This is a genomic window from Flavobacterium macacae (assembly GCF_003865365.1).
Lineage (GTDB): Bacteria > Bacteroidota > Bacteroidia > Flavobacteriales > Flavobacteriaceae > Flavobacterium > Flavobacterium macacae.
This window is the reverse complement of sequence record NZ_RQVR01000012.1, coordinates 114,831-131,019: the sequence shown is the minus strand read 5'-3', so window position 1 is coordinate 131,019 and position 16,189 is coordinate 114,831. Positions and strand designations below refer to the sequence as shown.

Below are 16,189 nucleotides of genomic sequence, written 5' to 3'. Positions count from 1 at the left end.
ATATTCGTAAGGTACAAAATATCGGTAAGTGCTACCGAAGGTTTAGTTCAACACACGCTACAAAAGATTTGGACATTGTCTGAATTTAAAAATGGTTTTGTATTTGGAAAATTTGTGCATAATGGGAAAAAATTCGCATCTTTAATCCAGAACTCCTGCAAGCGCCAAGACATTAGGTATAAAAAAAACTAAGCTACAATAGAAAGTTATACATATACCTGTCAGAAAAATTATCATACAGACGATTCTCAGGCGGTCATTTTGAGTTATTTTACAGACGGACAATCAATTTAAAAACAACAGACAACAATGACAGAAAATCCAACAGAATTGACTTTTCCTAAATCAAGTAGAAAAAGACGAATTGCATCATTTTTAATTGACCATTTCATAATGACGCTTTTAATGGTTTCAATTGTTTTTATTGCAATTGGCCCCAATTTTTTGGACGAAAATAACCCAAGTAAAATGATGATAACTATGCTGTTAGCCATGATTCCTGGTTTCGTTCTTTATTTTGCGAAAGACAGTTTAAAAGGAATTAGTGTTGGAAAATGGATTATGGGAATTATGGTTCGCGATGAAAATAACCCAAATGAAATCCCATCATTCGGTCGTTTGTTATTACGAAACGTATTTATTATCATTTGGCCAATTGAGTTTATTGTGCTTGCTGCAAATGACCAAAAGAAAAGACTTGGCGACAAAGTGGCTAAAACCGTGGTCCTTAAAAACACATCCAAACCCAGAAAACCTATTCGGATTGCAGCATTAATTGGTGTTGGAGTTATATTTTTTGTATTTGTATTTTTCTTTGCAAGCAATCCCATGAAAAATACAGACGCCTATAAAGACGCACTAAGTGAAATAGAACAGAATGAACAAATTATCACCGAAACGGCGGAATAAAAGGCTATGGAATGATGCCCTCAGGAAACGTTAACATTTCAAACGGACAAGGACAAGCTCAACTTGACATCAAGATTTTAGGGAATACAAACGATATGAAGGTTAGTGTTTATTTAGAAAAAGAACCAAACGGACAATGGAAATTAATAGAAATGCAGAAATAGAAACCAGTGCTGGCTGGCTCTGCACTGCACGACAGGTTCGTATTTGGCTTAATTAAAAAATGGTTTTGTACTTCAAATTTTTTTCTATAATGAAAAAATACGCATTTTAATCCTAAACCGCTGCAAGCGCCCAGACATCATGCATTAAAAAAACTAAGCTACAATAGGAAGTTATACAGATAGCTGTCAGGGAAAAATATCATACAGACGATTCTTAGGCGGTCATTTTGAGTTAATTCATAGATGACGTTAGCTAAAATGTTCACCAACCTTGTGAATAACACCTAAATTAAGCAAAAAAAAGCTATGACAATAATTTTATCAATCTTCTTATTATTCAATATTTTTTGGAAACTGTTTCCATCAAAAAAAATAAATTATTTATACGGTTATCAGTTAGGAAGTGCTAAAAAAAGTTTGGAACATTGGAAAGTTGCAAATAAATATGCCTCAAGCCATTGTATAATACTTTATGTATTTATGATAACGTTATCCCTAGTTTTTGACAACGCAGAATTGAATACCAGAATACCAATTTTAATAATTTTAATCGGCGGATTGTTTTTAGTTTATTTTCTTGTGGAAAAAAAATTGAAAAACGTTGAAAAAAATTGATATAAATGAAAAGCCAAATGAACAAAAAACTTTACTCCTTATTTTTTATTATTCTCCTATTCGGATGTAAACCGCTAGAGAAATCGGTTAAGAATATACGGGAAGTAGCGACTCCATTCGAAAATCCGCCAGAATGGGCAAAGGGCGTCATCTGGTATGAAATAGCGGTGGAACGGTTTAGAAACAGAGACACCTCTAACGATCCTACGCCGGATGACATCAAAGGTTCTTATCCGGGGTTTGTTCCGGAAGGATGGCAGGTGACGCCTTGGAACCATGACTGGTACAAAGAAGATTCGTACTTCAAAAATATCGGCAACCAGAAAGATCACTATGGTAATGTACTGACCAAAATCACTGATAGTGCAGATGCGCCGTTATGGCGGTGATCTGCAGGGCGTACTTGATAAAATGGATTATATGGATTCCTTGGGTGTCACGGCCATTTATTTCAGGCCTTTAAACGACGCGCCTTCCTTACACAAATATGATGCGCGCTATTGGCACCACATTGATGTAAATATTGGGCCTGATCCGATCAAAGATAAAAAAACGATAGCAGCGGAAATACCCGATGACCCAAGTACCTGGATAATGACGGAAGCCGACAAATTATTTGTGAAAGTGATTTCCGAATTTCATAAAAGAGGCATCAAAGTCATTTTGGATTATTCCTGGAACCATACGGGTCAAACTTTTTGGGCGTGGCAGGATGTTTTGAAAAATCAGGAAAAATCAAAATACAAAGACTGGTATTGGGTGGAAAAGTTTGATGATCCCAATACCCCCGAAAATGAATTCAAATACCATGGTTGGGTAGGTGTTAGGGAACTTCCTGAAATAAAAGAAACTCAGAAACAGGATATGTCAAAAGGGGTGAAATCCTTGAAGGCAATATTTACAGTGAAGCCGCCAAACAGCATATCTTCAGTGTGGCAAAACGCTGGCTCGATCCCAATAATGATGGCGACCCTTCTGATGGAGTAGATGGTTACAGACTGGATGTCGCTGCCGAAACACCACTGGGTTTTTGGCGCGAATTCCGAACACACGTTCGGCAGACCAACCCTGAAGCTTATCTGATGGGTGAAATTTGGTGGGAAGAATGGCCCGATAAATTAATGGATCCTGAACCTTATTTAAAAGGTGATATTTTCGATGCCGTGATGAATTACAGATGGTATAAATCTGTCCGTCACTTCTTTAATGAATCTCCAAATAAAATTTCAGTTTCAGAAGTTACCGACAGTCTAAACAGTTTCAGATCAAACCTCAGAAGCGTGAATAATTATGCCATGATGAATTATACCGGTGGCTTTGATACACCCCGAATATTGACGTCGTTATTCAACAAGAACAAATATAAATTTCACAGCAAAGTACACGAGAATCCGACCTATAAGATTCATAAACCGGATGCTGACACGTTCACGACTCTGAAATTGCTTTTAATTCAGCAATACACCTATGTGGGCGCTCCACATATTTATGCGGGTGAAGAAATGGGCATGTGGGGCGCTGATGATCCTTCTTCCCGGAAACCTTTAATCTGGACCGATTACACTTTTGAAAATGAAGTGGCACATCCTCTTGGGCAAAAACGCCCGATAGATAAAGTGGAATTCAACCATGATTTGTTTCAGTTTCATCAAAAGTTAATACAGATCCGTAAATCAAATCCAGTCTTAATTGAGGGCAAATTAGAATTTATTAAAGTTGACAATTCGAATTCCGTATTGGCTTACCGCCGTTTTAATAAAAACAATGAAATAATTGTACTATTTAATCATGACCACCAACCTAAAACCGTAAAGATTCCGCTATCAAAAGTAGGCATGTATAAAGATATTTTGGAAAATGCAAAAATTGCAACTGAAGGAGAAACATTGACAGCTGAAATTCCAGCCAAGTCAGCCTGCTTACTGAAGTTAATTAATTGACGGTATTGTGCAACGAAAATATTTTAAGTGCCATACAACCATTTCTCATCGAGATTCGTCTATGTCCATAGAAAGCTTATAATAAGCAGCCAACTCTAACACATAAAAACAAACATCATGAAGAAATTTTTATTTTTAGCATTATTCTTGCCAATCATAAGTTTGGCACAAGAAGAAGTTACCACAACCGAAGTGAAATCAGAAGTTCCGGCAAATCGTTTTACAGTTTCGGCAAATTATACTTTTTCTGATCCTAGCCAATTCGGATTAAGTTTTGAATACAAAAATAAAAAACAAGAACACGAAAGAAACACCTCAAAAATGCTGAATCTTTCGTATGGCCAAATGAATTATGACAACAATTTCGTAGACATTGACGGAAATGGTTTTGTAATTGAATTCGGAAGCAGAACGTATATTGAAAAAGGAAAATGGGACGGTTTCTACGGAGAAAACTTCATCTCGTATGGAAATATTCAGTTTGATGAAAACTTTGGAACTTTAGGCGAATTTGACGGAACCTATTCCTATTGGAGTATTTTTAATCCAAATGTAGGATACCGTTTTTTAATCGGAGGATTGAGCATCGACCCGTCAATTGGTGCCAACTGGAAATGGGAGGTCAAAGGAAAAGGCGATGTGAACAACAAAAACGTAGATAATTTTGTGTTCAGAGCTGGAATTAAAATTGGATATTCTTTTTAAGAAGTTATTATCTTTAAAACTTTAAGTTATTGAAACTAAAAAAGGCATTACGTTTGACGTAGTGCCTTTTTTTTAGATAGAAATAATTAAAACTTCAGAAACTTAAATTACAATTTTCGGATATAACTTCCGTATAAATCATTGAACTGATAGCCTTTAATTATTCTGTCTTTGCTTAATTTATTGTATTCCACCAATCCCCAAAGTACAAATTCTTTAAAGAAATAAGTGTCTTCTGGAGCCAAATCGGGTTGGTATTTTGAAATCAAAGCGCGCAACGGAATCACAGAATCCAATTGCTGTTTGTATTCAGAATCGGTGGCGTCATCAAGCAATTCAAAACCGCTTTCGTTGAAAAACCAATCCACAATTTCCTTGTAGGGACTTTTATCTTCTTCTCTCTCTAACTTTTCAATTTTCGGGAAATAATTCGGGAAGAATGTTTTAATCGCATCACCAATTAAATGTTGAGCCACCACGCCTGCTCCTTCTTGTTCGCCTTCATAAACCAGTTCAACTTTTCCTGTAATTGCTGGAATAATTCCCATAAAATCAGACAATCTCAAGGTTGTTTTTTCTTCGCCAGATTTTAAAGCACGACGTTCTGCAGTACTTAAAAGATTTTCAAAAGCCGTGATACTCAAACGCGCACTTACGCCACTTTTGTTGTCAATAAATTCGCTTTCTCTGGCTTCAAAACTGATTTGTTCCAATAAATCTTTGGCAACTGACGGAATGTGAATGTAATCGCTTTGACGGCTATCCAATTTTGATTCTTGTTCGGTAATTGTTCTTGCAATCTCAATGCTTTCTGGATAATGCGTCAAAATCTGTGAACCGATCCTGTCTTTTAACGGCGTGACAATGCTTCCTCTGTTAGTATAATCTTCCGGATTTGCCGTGAAAACAAATTGCAGGTCTAAAGCCATACGAAGTTTAAAACCTCTGATTTGAATATCGCCTTCTTGCAAAATATTGAACAAAGCCACTTGAATTCGGGCTTGCAAATCGGGTAATTCGTTAATGACAAAAATGCAACGGTTCGCTCTCGGAATCATCCCAAAGTGAATTACGCGGTCGTCAGCATACGATAATTTTAAATTAGAAGCCTTTATCGGATCCACATCTCCAATCAAATCGGCAACGGTCACGTCAGGCGTCGCTAACTTTTCATAAAAACGCTCGCTTCTGTGAACCCAAGAAATGGGTGTATTATCTCCGTGTTCTGCAATTAAATCTTTTGCAAATCTTGAAATCGGTTGCAACGGATCGTCATTGATTTCTGAACCGGTAACAATAGGCATCCATTCGTCAAGAAGATTTATCATCAAACGTGCCAATCGAGTTTTGGCTTGGCCTCTTAATCCTAATAAATTAATATTGTGGCGGGAAAGAATGGCTCTTTCTAATTCAGGAATTACGGTGTCTTCATAACCGTGAACGCCTTCAAAAACAGTTTCTCCTTTTGAGATTTTCTGGCAAAGGTTATCGCGCAATTCGTCTTTGATACTTTTTGATTGATAGCCTAATTTTTTTAATTCGGCTAGTGTTTTTATATTTTCTTTGGTCATTTTTTATTTATTTTTTGAACCATTAAGATGTTAAGGTTCATTAATTTTTTCTTCCTATAATTTTGCCGGCTATTTTATGTGTTTGTTTGCTTTATCGCAATAACTTCACGACTGGAAACTTAATACTGAATACTGTACACTGAAATCTACTTCACTCGCTTCTTCCTGTTCGTTTCATAATCTTCAAAAATCATTTCGCCCAGGCCTTTTAATCCGGTGTAAAATGCTTTTCCTTGGTTGGCTTCGGTGAAATGGTTGACGAATTTCTGAAGATATGGGTCGCTTGCAATCATAAAAGTCGTAATCGGGATGTGCAATTTTCGGGCTTGACCCGCCATATTATAACATTTATCTACGATATATTCGTCGAGGCCGTTGCTGTTCATATAATAGGAACCGTCGCGTTCTTTGACACAGCTCGGCTTTCCGTCGGTAATCATAAAAATCTGCTTGTTGGTATTTCGCTTTCTTCGCAATAAATCCATTGCCAATTCAAGCCCCGCAACTGTGTTGGTGTGATAAGGCCCGACTTGCAAATAAGGCAAATCTTTGATGGCAATCGGCCAAGCGTCATTCCCAAAAACTAAAATATCGAGCGTGTCTTTTGGGTAGCGCGTCGTAATTAATTCTGCCAAAGCCATCGCTACTTTTTTTGCCGGTGTAATTCGGTCTTCGCCGTATAAAATCATGCTGTGGCTGATGTCAATCATCAAAACGGTACTCATTTGCGCCTTGAACTGCGAATCTTCGACGACCAAATCGCTTTCGGTCAATTGAAAATCGTCCACGCCATTGTTGATTTGCGCATTTCGGATGCTTTCGGTCAGCGAAATTCTTTCAAGGCTGTCGCCAAAATGGAACTCTCTGAATTCGCCCGTGTGCTCATCGCCACTGCCCGAATATTTTGTTTTGTGGCTTCCGGAACCGCTTTTCTTCAAATTGCCGAAAATTTGGTCAAGTGCTTGCTGGCGAATGGCTCTTTCGGTTTTTGCCGTAATGGCCAAACCGCCCGAACCATCGTCTTTGACTTCGTCTTTTATATACCCTTTTTTCTTTAAATCTTCGATAAAATCATCAATCGTGTAGCTTGAATCTGTTAACTTATATTCTTTGTCTAGTTCACGAAGCCAGTCAATCGCTTCGTCCAAATCGCCTGAAGTGTGCGTGATCAATTCTTTGAAAATATCGAAGAGTTTGTCAAACGGAGACAAATTTGGAGCTTCATATTGCTTAAATAAAAAGCCTTTTCGTTTATTAGTTTCCATAGATGCTAAAATTACTACTTAATTGGATGTTTTGCTTTTCAACTGTTATTAATTTTTAGTTAAAAAGTTTTATTAGAAAACGTTTTAGGTAAAAGGCCTATTCTAATTGTCAATTAATAAAATTCCAATAGCTTTGCAGAAATTACAAATTGCTATGACCGATTATTTTCACGACGAAAACCATTTTGACAAAACGTATACCGAAGACGAATTCAATTTAAAGGAATTTGAAGTCTGTAATTTTACTAGTTGTGATTTTACAAGCTGTAATTTTATTGGCGTGACTTTCACTGATTGTACCTTTACCAATTGCGATTTTAGCGGAGCAAGAATCAATCACGTGGCTTTCAGAAGCGTTACTTTTATTGACTGCCAAGTTCTTGACGTCAACTTTTCAATGTGTGACAAGCTGATTTTTGAGATTCATTTTAAGGATTGCATTCTTGATTTTGCCAAGTTTTATGACCTGAAAATGGTTGGAACAAGTTTCATAAACTGCAGTATGATTGCCATTGATTTTATGAATAGCGACCTGACTGATGTTTTGTTTGAGAATTGTAATTTGCACAAAGCCGTATTTCACAACACGATTGCCAACAGGGCCGATTTTACGACCAGCTACAATTTTTCGATTGATCCAGAGAAGAATAAAATAAAAAAAGCCAGCTTTTCGTTGGCTGGCTTAAAAGGTTTGGTAGAAAAACACGAGTTGGTTATCCGTGGATAGATTCGCTTTTTCCATATTTTGCGATTACAGACGCTTCAAATTCTAACCATTCTCTCCAGCGTTTTTCCACGTCGATTCCTGTTCCGTATTTTCTGGCGTAGGTAATAAATGTCGTGTAATGAGCCGCTTCGCTTTCCATCAAATCCCAATAGAATTTTGATAATTCTTCGTCTTTGATATTTTCTGAAAGCACTTTAAAACGCTCGCAGCTTCTGGCTTCGATCATGGCAGAAAACAACATTCTTTCCACGAATCCAGAAACACGGCTTCCCGCGTTGCTTTGTTTCATATATTTAGCCAATTCGCCCACATATTCGTCTTTTCTTTCACGGCCTAAAGTAAGCCCGCGTTTTTTAATGATTTCGTGAACCATTTCAAAATGCTCAATTTCTTCTTTTGCCAAAGCCAACATATCCGTCACCAAATCAGGATATTCAGAATTTATCGTGATGATGGTAATGGCATTTGACGCCGCTTTTTGTTCGCACCAAGCGTGGTCTGTCAAGATTTCTTCAATATTTTTTTCGACGATATTAACCCATCTTGGATCTGTTGGCAATTGTAAGCGTAGCATGGACATAATGAAAGATTTAAATGCAAATTTAGTCAATAAGTTGCAGAGTTGCAACGATACTGAGTTTCAAAGTTTTTTAAATACAAAAAGGAGTTTTGGCTTTCGCTTGGCTCCTTTTGACTAACTAACGGTAACAAAAATTTATATTTTGTTATCTATTCGATACCATTTTTGATTGATTTGCCTTTCGGCGATGATTGAAACTCTGTTTAACTTTTTATCCCTTATAATTTTAAAGATTGTACATTAAAGCAATGGCAAAACAATAAAATATAGGAATAGTGTTGCGGAACCTATCAAAATCAAATTTACATTACCTAATGCGTATTTTTTGCTGCTGTAAAGTATGATTGCTTCTATCAAAAGATATGCTATCCAAATTGAAAAAATGATGGGTTCGATATACACAAGTGCATAAATTGCTTCTAAACTATCTGCTAATAAAATGAAAAGTGGCACTATTAAGCCAATAATCAGAGCTAGAGTTCGTTGCACAAAATGAAGGACCAAATCTTTCTTGACTTTTGGATTTTGTTCTGATAAATTTTTTGCGTCAATATCCATTCAGTTTTATCTTTTTAATTTTTACGAATACACATTACTTACTCTGGAACATAGATTTTTTCTTTTCCATCTGAGTTTGTTGTCACTATTTTTTGGAAAAACCAAGTATCTAATTTTATATTGAATTTATATATTTCATATTAATTATAGCCTCCATTTTCCACAATTACTTTTTCTAATGGTATTTCTTTATCACCACACTTTACTACGAATTTTACAACTTTGTACATAAACTGTACTTTGGCAATTATAATAACCTTAGGTTGAGGATTATCTTGAGTTGCTTTTTTGAAAGCTTCAACTATTTCTGTTTCGTCAAAATTAGCTTCGTTCCAATTATTTTTATAATAGAAAGTCACTGTCTTTGGTAAAGTATGGTTTTTAAACTTGTTTGCCTCTTTTAAATCGAGTTTGTCTTCTTCACCATTAATATATTGAACGTGAGTATTTTTTGCCAATTTGTCTTCTTCCTTATAAAATTGCATATCTAAACGCCAATTATAGCGCGTTCTATAAGTGTCCCACAAACCAAAAGGAATACCGTTGTTTTTATAATTTGCTTGTTGTTCAGCCGTAAGTAGTGTTTTAAAACCATCTTCAAGAAATGCTTTTGTATCTTTGTAAATACCGGGTCTTCTCATGCTTTTATTGACATCTTCGGCTGTTTCGGTTGCCTGAAATCTTGCAACCTCAACTCTGTGAAAATCTCCTGTTAGAAAAACTACGACAACGCCACCCGGAGCGACGCCCACAACTATATGTTGATATGTTTCGTGAATGGGTTGCTGACTCCCATTGTCAATATTATAAAAACCTTCTTGGAATAAAGCCAATATTTTGTCACTTGGAAGTGCACCTTCGTCTAAAAACCACACCTTTTTCTCTGCATAACTTACCCATGTCAGTGAAAGCAACGAAGGAATTTGATTTCCGCCAGAACCGCCTTCTTGTCCATCAACATCCCAGCCATCGTCTTCAATCCCATTATTTCTAAAAGCTGCGATAAAGTCTTTATTAGTTGCCAAATAACCTGTAGTTATTTCAATCGGATAATCTTTTATAGATGTTACAGAACAGCTCCAGTTAAAATCGGTTTTTGTTTTATTATCGTAAGTTAGTGTTTTCATCTGTTCTTTTTTACAGGAAATTATTGCTAGACATATAAAAATCGTGCAAATAAGTTTTTTTATTTTTTTATAGGTTCTCATTTTGAGGGTTTTATGATATCTCTTATTCTGCCTTTTTCGGGTTTATTAACAAACCCAACAACAGCGTTGTAATGCAAGTAATTATTTCTTAATCTTTTTAAATCCGCCTCAGGTATTTGGTATTTAATTTGTGCTGATGGACTTGCTATCACTTTATCAGCATAAGTTTCGAGATTAGTTTTTATGCGTTGCATTAATGCTAAATGATCTGGAAAAATGTTTGGCGTAAAGTCATAGTTTTTTATTGTAAAATTTCCGAATTCTAGCTTTTTTTCTTTAGCAAATTTCAACATCATGTGTAACGGAATGTAACTGTATTGATTGCTCACATAAGCTCGGCTGGAAACTAATTTGTGCGAATATCTAAAAGTTTCTTTTCCGGAAGAATAAAACTTTGAGTTTACATGGATTTGTTTATCTGTAAACCAGCCTTCATTGATTAAAGCTGTTCTAAATTGCTCTAATTTTGGTGAAATTTTTACAGTATCGCTTGTGTCATCTTTCGCCAAAACATGGCTCTCTTCAAAATCTTGAACTTTGACACCAGTTGGTAAACCTTCTGGTCGTCCTTCGACATAACTTCCACCTACATCACAATGGACTCCTGGAATATTAAGTTCAATATGATTCTTTTTGCGCGGTATTCTTGACAAACTGAAATTATATCTGTGTTCGTCGTCTGCTGTCATGTGAACGATGTGTTGCGCTTTTCCACTGATTGTATTGAGACCTAAATCGTCAACATCATTGCCTTGAATTACCCCGTGATGCGCCACGGTATCGTATAATCCAGCAAAACGGATAACGAGCCTATCGATAGTGATTCCTTTTTCAGTAAGCAAATAGCCTAATCTGCCATTGGTCGGCATCATTTTTTTTCTGTATTTGCTATCTACTAGATTTCTGTTATCATCGACAGCCATTTCAACTCTCTGATCTCTAACCGAGTAAGATATTGGCTTAGATCCTATTACAGTTCTTGCTTTATAAGCCGGTTTGCTTATTTCGTGTATAAAATGTCTTGCTGATACTGCACCGCGACTAAAGCCAAAAACGTCTATGGTTATAGTACCTATTCGCTCTTTGCCTCCATCATCTATTTTAATTTTAGCAACCGTTTGCTCTACAGCCCTTTTTACTCGTTCCACAATACCGGAGGAACCCCAAGCTACCGCAGCGCCTAAAAGATCATCTTTTTCATACTTTGAAACGTTTAATTTTTCATCACCAAGTGTGTTTGTCCCCATACCTTCGGTATAAACTTTAAATACCGTCTTGTCATTTTTTTCATAATTATCAAAAAGTATGGCTGGATTTGAAAGATCATTTTCATAACTGGTTTGTCCATACATATAATTATCACCACTTGCAACATCTGTTTTCTTTGTAGCGTATATTTTTAAATGTTCATTATTGTTGTATGCACTTGCATTTTCCCCTAATCGCTTTTTTTCCCAATTTGTTCGAGCCATTGTATCATAACGATTGTTCATGGTTCCATCTATAAAAACACCGATAATCAAGTTTTTAACTTTTCGGCTATCAGAAACATCTTTATCCACTTCACCAACTATCGTGGGAATATTTGTTACCGGCGGATCAATTAGTTTTATTTTTTCATTTTTTACTTTCAATTGGGTTTTGTCATAAATCGTTGCGATATGACTGTCATAAGTCACTTTTACATAAAATTCATGCTCTGACTCAATTACATAATCTTGATCGTCCAATACCTTTTTAAACACCTGAAGATTTGTAAAATATACAAAAGCATAACCATTTTTATTCACTTTGCTCGATGTGTAAGTTCCCATATTTCGAGAACTGTCGCCGTGGCCATCAGCTTTTTCATCCTCGTATATTGTCACGCTCAAAGTATCGCCAACCGGAATATGGCTGGTTTTTATAATGAGATAAATTCTGTCAAGGTAACCCACGGTTCTGTTTACTATTTTTTGCCCATAATCATCTCGCCAATAAAGTTCTATCTTCGGATTTCCCCCTAATGTTCTTATCGTAGTCTGCGCTTTTATCACGCCTTTTACAATGGCTTTTAAGTTGTAAGTTTGATTTCCTATTAAAAAATTAAAATTACCTGTTGTATTTTTTGAGATTATTTTTTTGCCTTGAGATATCTCCCAAGTTGTGCCATCCTTAGTCAATGATGATCTATCGATTGTGAAATAATTTTTATTGGTCACTCGTGTGTTATCAATACCAACAATATTGTTTTCAAAATTTATTGAATTTAAAAGATAGCTGTATTTTTTATTGATTATCGGTCTTGTTTCGCCTAATATGTGCATAATCGTATTTTTTACAAAATGTGTTCTACTTCTTCTTCGTCAAAATCATCAAAATTAAAACCGGGCAACATTTGCGCTATCACTTGCTTATCAGCATTATCAATATTTTGTTGACTGATTTCAGCTGTTTGACCATGAAAAATAATCGAAATACAGTCTGGCGCTCCAACTGGGCAAGTGGCTTTGCTATCTTCTAAAAGTGGATTACCATTGTTTTCTGATATTTTTACGTTTTCATAAAAGGCTTTCCATTCACTCACAACAACTTGACATGGGTTATTGTTCATCTTTGAGCACGATCCAAAGGTGTTTTTTTCAAAAGTTTTGCCAATATCCATGTGGGTTGCAATTAGCTTTTCAGCCCCTTTGCCATCATTTGTGTAACGCTTGGTTTGCGTTAATACTTTCAATTTATCAGGAGCTGTACCAAACTGACATTGATAAGTGGCTCCTTGACAGACAAGATGTTTTTCGCTCATATCTCTTTCTTTTATATTAGAAACTTTAATTTTCAAACAGTTGAATAATTTCTATTTCAATTTTATTAACTGAATCTTTCGCAATTTTTAAATCAACGCTTCCCATAATTGATGATAAACTCTTAGTTTCATTATCTATTTTATAGTCAAGCTCTAATTCTGGGTGGCTGTTAATTGCTTGATCACAATATCCTTTTAAGCTTAATAATTGCTTATTCAATCTAGACAAATAGGGTTTTACTTCTTGTATAATTTGAAAAGAAATTGGCTCTTCAAAAGGAATAAAAACAATTTCTATTTCATAATTAGCTAATCGATCAATATGCTTTCGATAAATCGGCATAAAGAAAAGGGTAAAAAACAAATCGTCTTTAATCGCAATTTCAAGTTTAGTTTTGCTCGAATAAATAATATCTAATTTCTTGATTATTTTTTCTGCAATTTTACCCTCGTAATAATTCTGAAACTCAATTTTTTTTAAATCCCATCTTTTTTTTATTTCTTCATAATTAGCAATTTCCTCAAACGGACCTTGTGAATTTGTTACGATTTCCATCGGATAAAGGCACGAACCGGCACTTTCTGCCATTTGTTCCACTAATAAATCTGGGGCCATTCCGTTGATGAAAATTTCCTTTTTATTGATAACAAAATAGTGATTTCCGTCATTCAGTTCTCCTTTGTAAGTAACCTCTGTTTTAAAATGAATTTGAGTAAAATCATCTTCATTTTTAAAATATTTAAATACTACTCCGTAATTTCTTAAAATATAATTTTCCATGTAGCTTCTTGACAAGTAATAAAAATATTATCGACCAAAAATGAATTTCTTTAACGAAAAGCAGATTTATTATTTTTTATTTTGCTTTTTTGAACGTCAGATAATCGTTTTTATATTGTGTAAAATGCAACTGCTTTTCTGAACCATCCCGAATATTTTTTACAATCAAGCCACAGCTTTTATATTCGGCTTCAATATCATTTAAGAAAATCAAATCTTTTTCTTTTACCTTTTGAACTTTTGCGATCCCGCTAGATATCTTTTTACCTTTATCAAATATCTCAAACACATTTTGTTCTCCATTTTGTTTTATCGTGATACTAAATCTTTTCGAATCATTTGATAAATAATAATTACCAGTGTAACTTGGTTTTTCAGATTTAAATTCAGTTCCGTCGATACTTGTTGGTTTTTCTGGAATGTAATTCTCCTCTTTTCCATCGGCGTTTTCGGTCACAATTTTTTGCAAAATCCAAGTGTCATATTCTGAATTAAACTTATAGGTTTCATACTGTTCAAAGCCTTGTGATCCTGTTTTCCATTGGTAAATTTCAATATAGCCAATTTTGGGCGACGAAAATTGCAAAGATTCATGTCCCAAGCCAAGATTAAATTCATATTTCTTACCGTTTCCGCCCGAAATTTTGCAAGAATAGGCGATGTCTTTATTTCTAAATTCGTCTATAAACCTCAAATCCTTATAATATAAAGTGTCTGATAAATTATCACCATCAAAAAAACCTACAACTTTTTTTTCAACTTGCGAAAAAACAAAAGCGCATTTTAATACAATAATTGCCATAAGTATTGATTTAGTCGTCATACGCTTCAATTTTACTTTTATTTTTTTTTCCCCACTGTTTGTTTTTTATACCGCTTGTTTCATATTTATATTCTCCAATAACCTTTGTAATCTTATCTATATTAACACAAGTTTCTTTGGTTTGTAAAGTTTTTAGAATTTTTTTTAAGTTCGCTTTTCTATGTTCAAAGCCATTTAAACCGCCATTCACACCAACTGATGCTGATATAAAATCATCATTGTCAGCATAATTATTTAAATTTCCCCAGCTGGACCTTTCCTTCCAATACCAAGCAGCAGAATCGCAAACCATGTTTAAATCGTTGGCTACAACTTCTGGAGTCGTGATTAAAGTTGGTTTTGTTAATTTACCAAAATATGCCTCATAAGTATCTTTCCACGTCAACTGAATTAAGCCTCGTCCTTTGTATTTTGGGCCATGACCTTTGACATCGTGACCGTGTTCAATACATTCTAAATATCTATCATGTCCTCGTTTAACAGCTTTTGTACCAAAATCTTTATATGGATTTTTAGGTTTACTGATGTTCGCCAAATACAACTTGTAATTGTTGTAATTATCTAAATGCGTCATATGATCATAATCCCACCCACTAGCATATTCAAGCGTGGTATCAAAGAAAGTCTCGGCTTCAATTTGTGCCAGAAAATGGGCTTTCCTAATACAAGTATTGATTTCATAATTTTCCATAGCCATATTTAATTCCTTCGTAAACTCTTTATAAGTTTTTTTGTCAGCCGGAAGCGGACAGTTGTCAGCGGTAAATAACGCCTTGACATCTCCATTACTCTTCTTATAAAATTCTTCAATTTGTTCTGCCGTAAAATCAATGCCACAATAGCAAGGAACTCCCAGAACTTCTAATCTTTTTGCATCCTTATTCAAAAATTCATTAGAATTATCCGGATAAAAGATCTCATCTTCATTTCCGGAAACACTTGCTTTTATAAAATGAAACGAATTTTTATCAGGTCGTTCTTTATATTTATCAAGTAATAATTTTACATCGTCATTGCTTTTTGGTTGCAACTTAATTTCTTTTGCAAAAATATTTGGCTCGCCTGTTTTGTCTTTCGAAAGATCAAATTCTATTTTAGTCTTCTCTTCTTCGCCCACGAGAAATTTTACAGAACCTTCATATATCGCTGTAGCATTTGTTTGTTTATTCTCAAGAATTTCTACAGATAGAATTCCGTTTTGGCTATTGCAAATCGCGACAATCCATACTTTCTGTTTTATTTTTGTTTTCTCTATTTTTGGAAAAGAAACTTCATCTCTAACTTTCTTTTTATATTTAATCGTAATATTTTCACCTCCAACAGCCGTTTTAAATGTCTTTTCAGTAGTATATGAAATTATATCTTTGCTATTGATTTTGTGATCTTTAACAAATCGTGCCTTGATTTTTTTTTCGTTTTCTCCTTTATTGGCAACAATCGATTCTTCCGTATTTTCAAAAATCGGAGTTACTTCTTTTTCGGCAAAATAAATGTCGAGCGTATTTCCCATTGTGGGTTTTACGAATCGAGGTTCGTTAAATTCAACATTACTCATAAC

General features: G+C 35.0%; 19 protein-coding genes. 9 read left to right on the top strand and 10 right to left on the bottom strand.

The annotated features are described in order from the left end of the window. The 8 genes from EG849_RS15865 to EG849_RS11420 all read left to right on the top strand — a co-directional run. A partial coding sequence (locus EG849_RS15865; RefSeq protein ID WP_233581790.1) for a hypothetical protein occupies positions 1-192 on the top strand: 192 nt, incomplete at its 5' end. 117 nt (positions 193-309) lie between these two features. After that, positions 310-909, top strand: a complete 600-nt coding sequence (locus EG849_RS11445) for an RDD family protein (RefSeq protein ID WP_233581789.1) — start codon at positions 310-312, stop codon at positions 907-909. 11 nt (positions 910-920) lie between these two features. Further along, entirely contained in the window at positions 921-1,073 is a 153-nt protein-coding gene (locus EG849_RS15860) for a hypothetical protein (protein WP_233581788.1), read from the top strand. Between the two features lie 306 nt (positions 1,074-1,379). After that, a complete protein-coding gene (locus tag EG849_RS16075) occupies positions 1,380-1,688 on the top strand; it encodes an SdpI family protein (protein WP_125013218.1) in 309 nt (102 codons plus the stop codon). Between the two features lie 17 nt (positions 1,689-1,705). Next, a complete protein-coding gene (locus EG849_RS11435) occupies positions 1,706-2,077 on the top strand; it encodes a hypothetical protein (RefSeq protein WP_125013217.1) in 372 nt (123 codons plus the stop codon). After that, a complete protein-coding gene (locus EG849_RS15970; protein WP_125013216.1) occupies positions 2,058-2,675 on the top strand; it encodes an alpha-amylase family glycosyl hydrolase in 618 nt (205 codons plus the stop codon). The genes EG849_RS11435 and EG849_RS15970 overlap by 20 nt, the downstream gene beginning before the upstream one ends. Continuing rightward, entirely contained in the window at positions 2,621-3,628 is a 1,008-nt protein-coding gene (locus EG849_RS15965; RefSeq protein WP_125013215.1) for an alpha-amylase family glycosyl hydrolase, read from the top strand. The genes EG849_RS15970 and EG849_RS15965 overlap by 55 nt, the downstream gene beginning before the upstream one ends. Positions 3,629-3,745: 117 nt before the next feature. Further along, positions 3,746-4,333, top strand: a complete 588-nt coding sequence (locus tag EG849_RS11420; RefSeq protein WP_125013214.1) for a hypothetical protein — start codon at positions 3,746-3,748, stop codon at positions 4,331-4,333. Between the two features lie 107 nt (positions 4,334-4,440). Here the strand turns inward: EG849_RS11420 and EG849_RS11415 are convergent, their stop codons facing one another. Together EG849_RS11415 and EG849_RS11410 are read right to left on the bottom strand one after the other, a co-directional pair. Further along, the gene (locus EG849_RS11415; RefSeq protein WP_125013213.1) at positions 4,441-5,904 is read right to left on the bottom strand and encodes a magnesium chelatase; all 1,464 of its coding nucleotides are present in this window, start codon (positions 5,902-5,904) and stop codon (positions 4,441-4,443) included. 146 nt (positions 5,905-6,050) lie between these two features. Next, the gene (locus EG849_RS11410) at positions 6,051-7,169 is read right to left on the bottom strand and encodes a vWA domain-containing protein (protein ID WP_125013212.1); all 1,119 of its coding nucleotides are present in this window, start codon (positions 7,167-7,169) and stop codon (positions 6,051-6,053) included. A 133-nt stretch (positions 7,170-7,302) separates the two neighbouring features. Here EG849_RS11410 and EG849_RS11405 point away from each other — a divergent pair, with 133 nt between their 5' ends. Continuing rightward, positions 7,303-7,896 (top strand): pentapeptide repeat-containing protein, encoded by a 594-nt coding sequence (locus tag EG849_RS11405; protein ID WP_317125207.1) that lies wholly within the window; start codon positions 7,303-7,305, stop codon positions 7,894-7,896. Here the strand turns inward: EG849_RS11405 and miaE are convergent. The 8 genes from miaE to EG849_RS11365 form a co-directional block, all read right to left on the bottom strand. Then, entirely contained in the window at positions 7,883-8,470 is a 588-nt protein-coding gene (gene miaE, locus EG849_RS11400; protein WP_199732280.1) for a tRNA-(ms[2]io[6]A)-hydroxylase, read from the bottom strand. The two genes, EG849_RS11405 and miaE, sit on opposite strands and share 14 nt — an antisense overlap. A gap of 246 nt (positions 8,471-8,716) precedes the next feature. Next, positions 8,717-9,034 carry a hypothetical protein gene (locus EG849_RS11395; protein ID WP_125013210.1) on the bottom strand — a complete coding sequence of 106 codons (318 nt, stop codon included), beginning with the start codon at positions 9,032-9,034 and terminating at the stop codon, positions 8,717-8,719. Between the two features lie 140 nt (positions 9,035-9,174). After that, on the bottom strand, positions 9,175-10,161 hold the full coding sequence (locus EG849_RS11390; RefSeq protein WP_233581787.1) for a DUF2931 family protein: 987 nt from the start codon (positions 10,159-10,161) through the stop codon (positions 9,175-9,177). Positions 10,162-10,238: 77 nt separating this feature from the next. Continuing rightward, positions 10,239-12,548: a phospholipase effector Tle1 domain-containing protein gene (locus tag EG849_RS11385; RefSeq protein WP_125013208.1), complete on the bottom strand. Its 2,310-nt coding sequence runs from the start codon at positions 12,546-12,548 to the stop codon at positions 10,239-10,241. Between the two features lie 11 nt (positions 12,549-12,559). After that, on the bottom strand, positions 12,560-13,063 hold the full coding sequence (locus EG849_RS11380) for a DUF4280 domain-containing protein (protein ID WP_317125206.1): 504 nt from the start codon (positions 13,061-13,063) through the stop codon (positions 12,560-12,562). Then, the gene (locus EG849_RS11375) at positions 13,053-13,808 is read right to left on the bottom strand and encodes a hypothetical protein (RefSeq protein WP_125013207.1); all 756 of its coding nucleotides are present in this window, start codon (positions 13,806-13,808) and stop codon (positions 13,053-13,055) included. Before EG849_RS11375 ends, EG849_RS11380 begins: the two co-directional genes overlap by 11 nt. A gap of 76 nt (positions 13,809-13,884) precedes the next feature. Then, positions 13,885-14,610 (bottom strand): hypothetical protein, encoded by a 726-nt coding sequence (locus tag EG849_RS11370; RefSeq protein WP_125013206.1) that lies wholly within the window; start codon positions 14,608-14,610, stop codon positions 13,885-13,887. 10 nt (positions 14,611-14,620) lie between these two features. Beyond that, the gene (locus EG849_RS11365) at positions 14,621-16,186 is read right to left on the bottom strand and encodes a glycoside hydrolase family 19 protein (protein WP_125013205.1); all 1,566 of its coding nucleotides are present in this window, start codon (positions 16,184-16,186) and stop codon (positions 14,621-14,623) included. Positions 16,187-16,189: the final 3 nt, after the last annotated feature.

Excerpts from the sequence above, each read along its gene's own strand:
- EG849_RS11445 (WP_233581789.1), top strand. The coding sequence starts at position 310 with ATGACAGAAAATCCAACAGAATTGACTTTTCCTAAATCAAGTAGAAAA.
- EG849_RS15860 (WP_233581788.1), top strand. The coding sequence starts at position 921 with ATGATGCCCTCAGGAAACGTTAACATTTCAAACGGACAAGGACAAGCT.
- EG849_RS16075 (WP_125013218.1), top strand. The coding sequence starts at position 1,380 with ATGACAATAATTTTATCAATCTTCTTATTATTCAATATTTTTTGGAAA.
- EG849_RS11435 (WP_125013217.1), top strand. The coding sequence starts at position 1,706 with ATGAACAAAAAACTTTACTCCTTATTTTTTATTATTCTCCTATTCGGA.
- EG849_RS15970 (WP_125013216.1), top strand. The coding sequence starts at position 2,058 with ATGCGCCGTTATGGCGGTGATCTGCAGGGCGTACTTGATAAAATGGAT.
- EG849_RS11420 (WP_125013214.1), top strand. The coding sequence starts at position 3,746 with ATGAAGAAATTTTTATTTTTAGCATTATTCTTGCCAATCATAAGTTTG.
- EG849_RS11415 (WP_125013213.1), bottom strand. The coding sequence starts at position 5,904 with ATGACCAAAGAAAATATAAAAACACTAGCCGAATTAAAAAAATTAGGC.
- EG849_RS11410 (WP_125013212.1), bottom strand. The coding sequence starts at position 7,169 with ATGGAAACTAATAAACGAAAAGGCTTTTTATTTAAGCAATATGAAGCT.
- miaE (WP_199732280.1), bottom strand. The coding sequence starts at position 8,470 with ATGCTACGCTTACAATTGCCAACAGATCCAAGATGGGTTAATATCGTC.
- EG849_RS11395 (WP_125013210.1), bottom strand. The coding sequence starts at position 9,034 with ATGGATATTGACGCAAAAAATTTATCAGAACAAAATCCAAAAGTCAAG.
- EG849_RS11390 (WP_233581787.1), bottom strand. The coding sequence starts at position 10,161 with ATGAAAACACTAACTTACGATAATAAAACAAAAACCGATTTTAACTGG.
- EG849_RS11385 (WP_125013208.1), bottom strand. The coding sequence starts at position 12,548 with ATGCACATATTAGGCGAAACAAGACCGATAATCAATAAAAAATACAGC.
- EG849_RS11375 (WP_125013207.1), bottom strand. The coding sequence starts at position 13,808 with ATGGAAAATTATATTTTAAGAAATTACGGAGTAGTATTTAAATATTTT.
- EG849_RS11370 (WP_125013206.1), bottom strand. The coding sequence starts at position 14,610 with ATGGCAATTATTGTATTAAAATGCGCTTTTGTTTTTTCGCAAGTTGAA.
- EG849_RS11365 (WP_125013205.1), bottom strand. The coding sequence starts at position 16,186 with ATGAGTAATGTTGAATTTAACGAACCTCGATTCGTAAAACCCACAATG.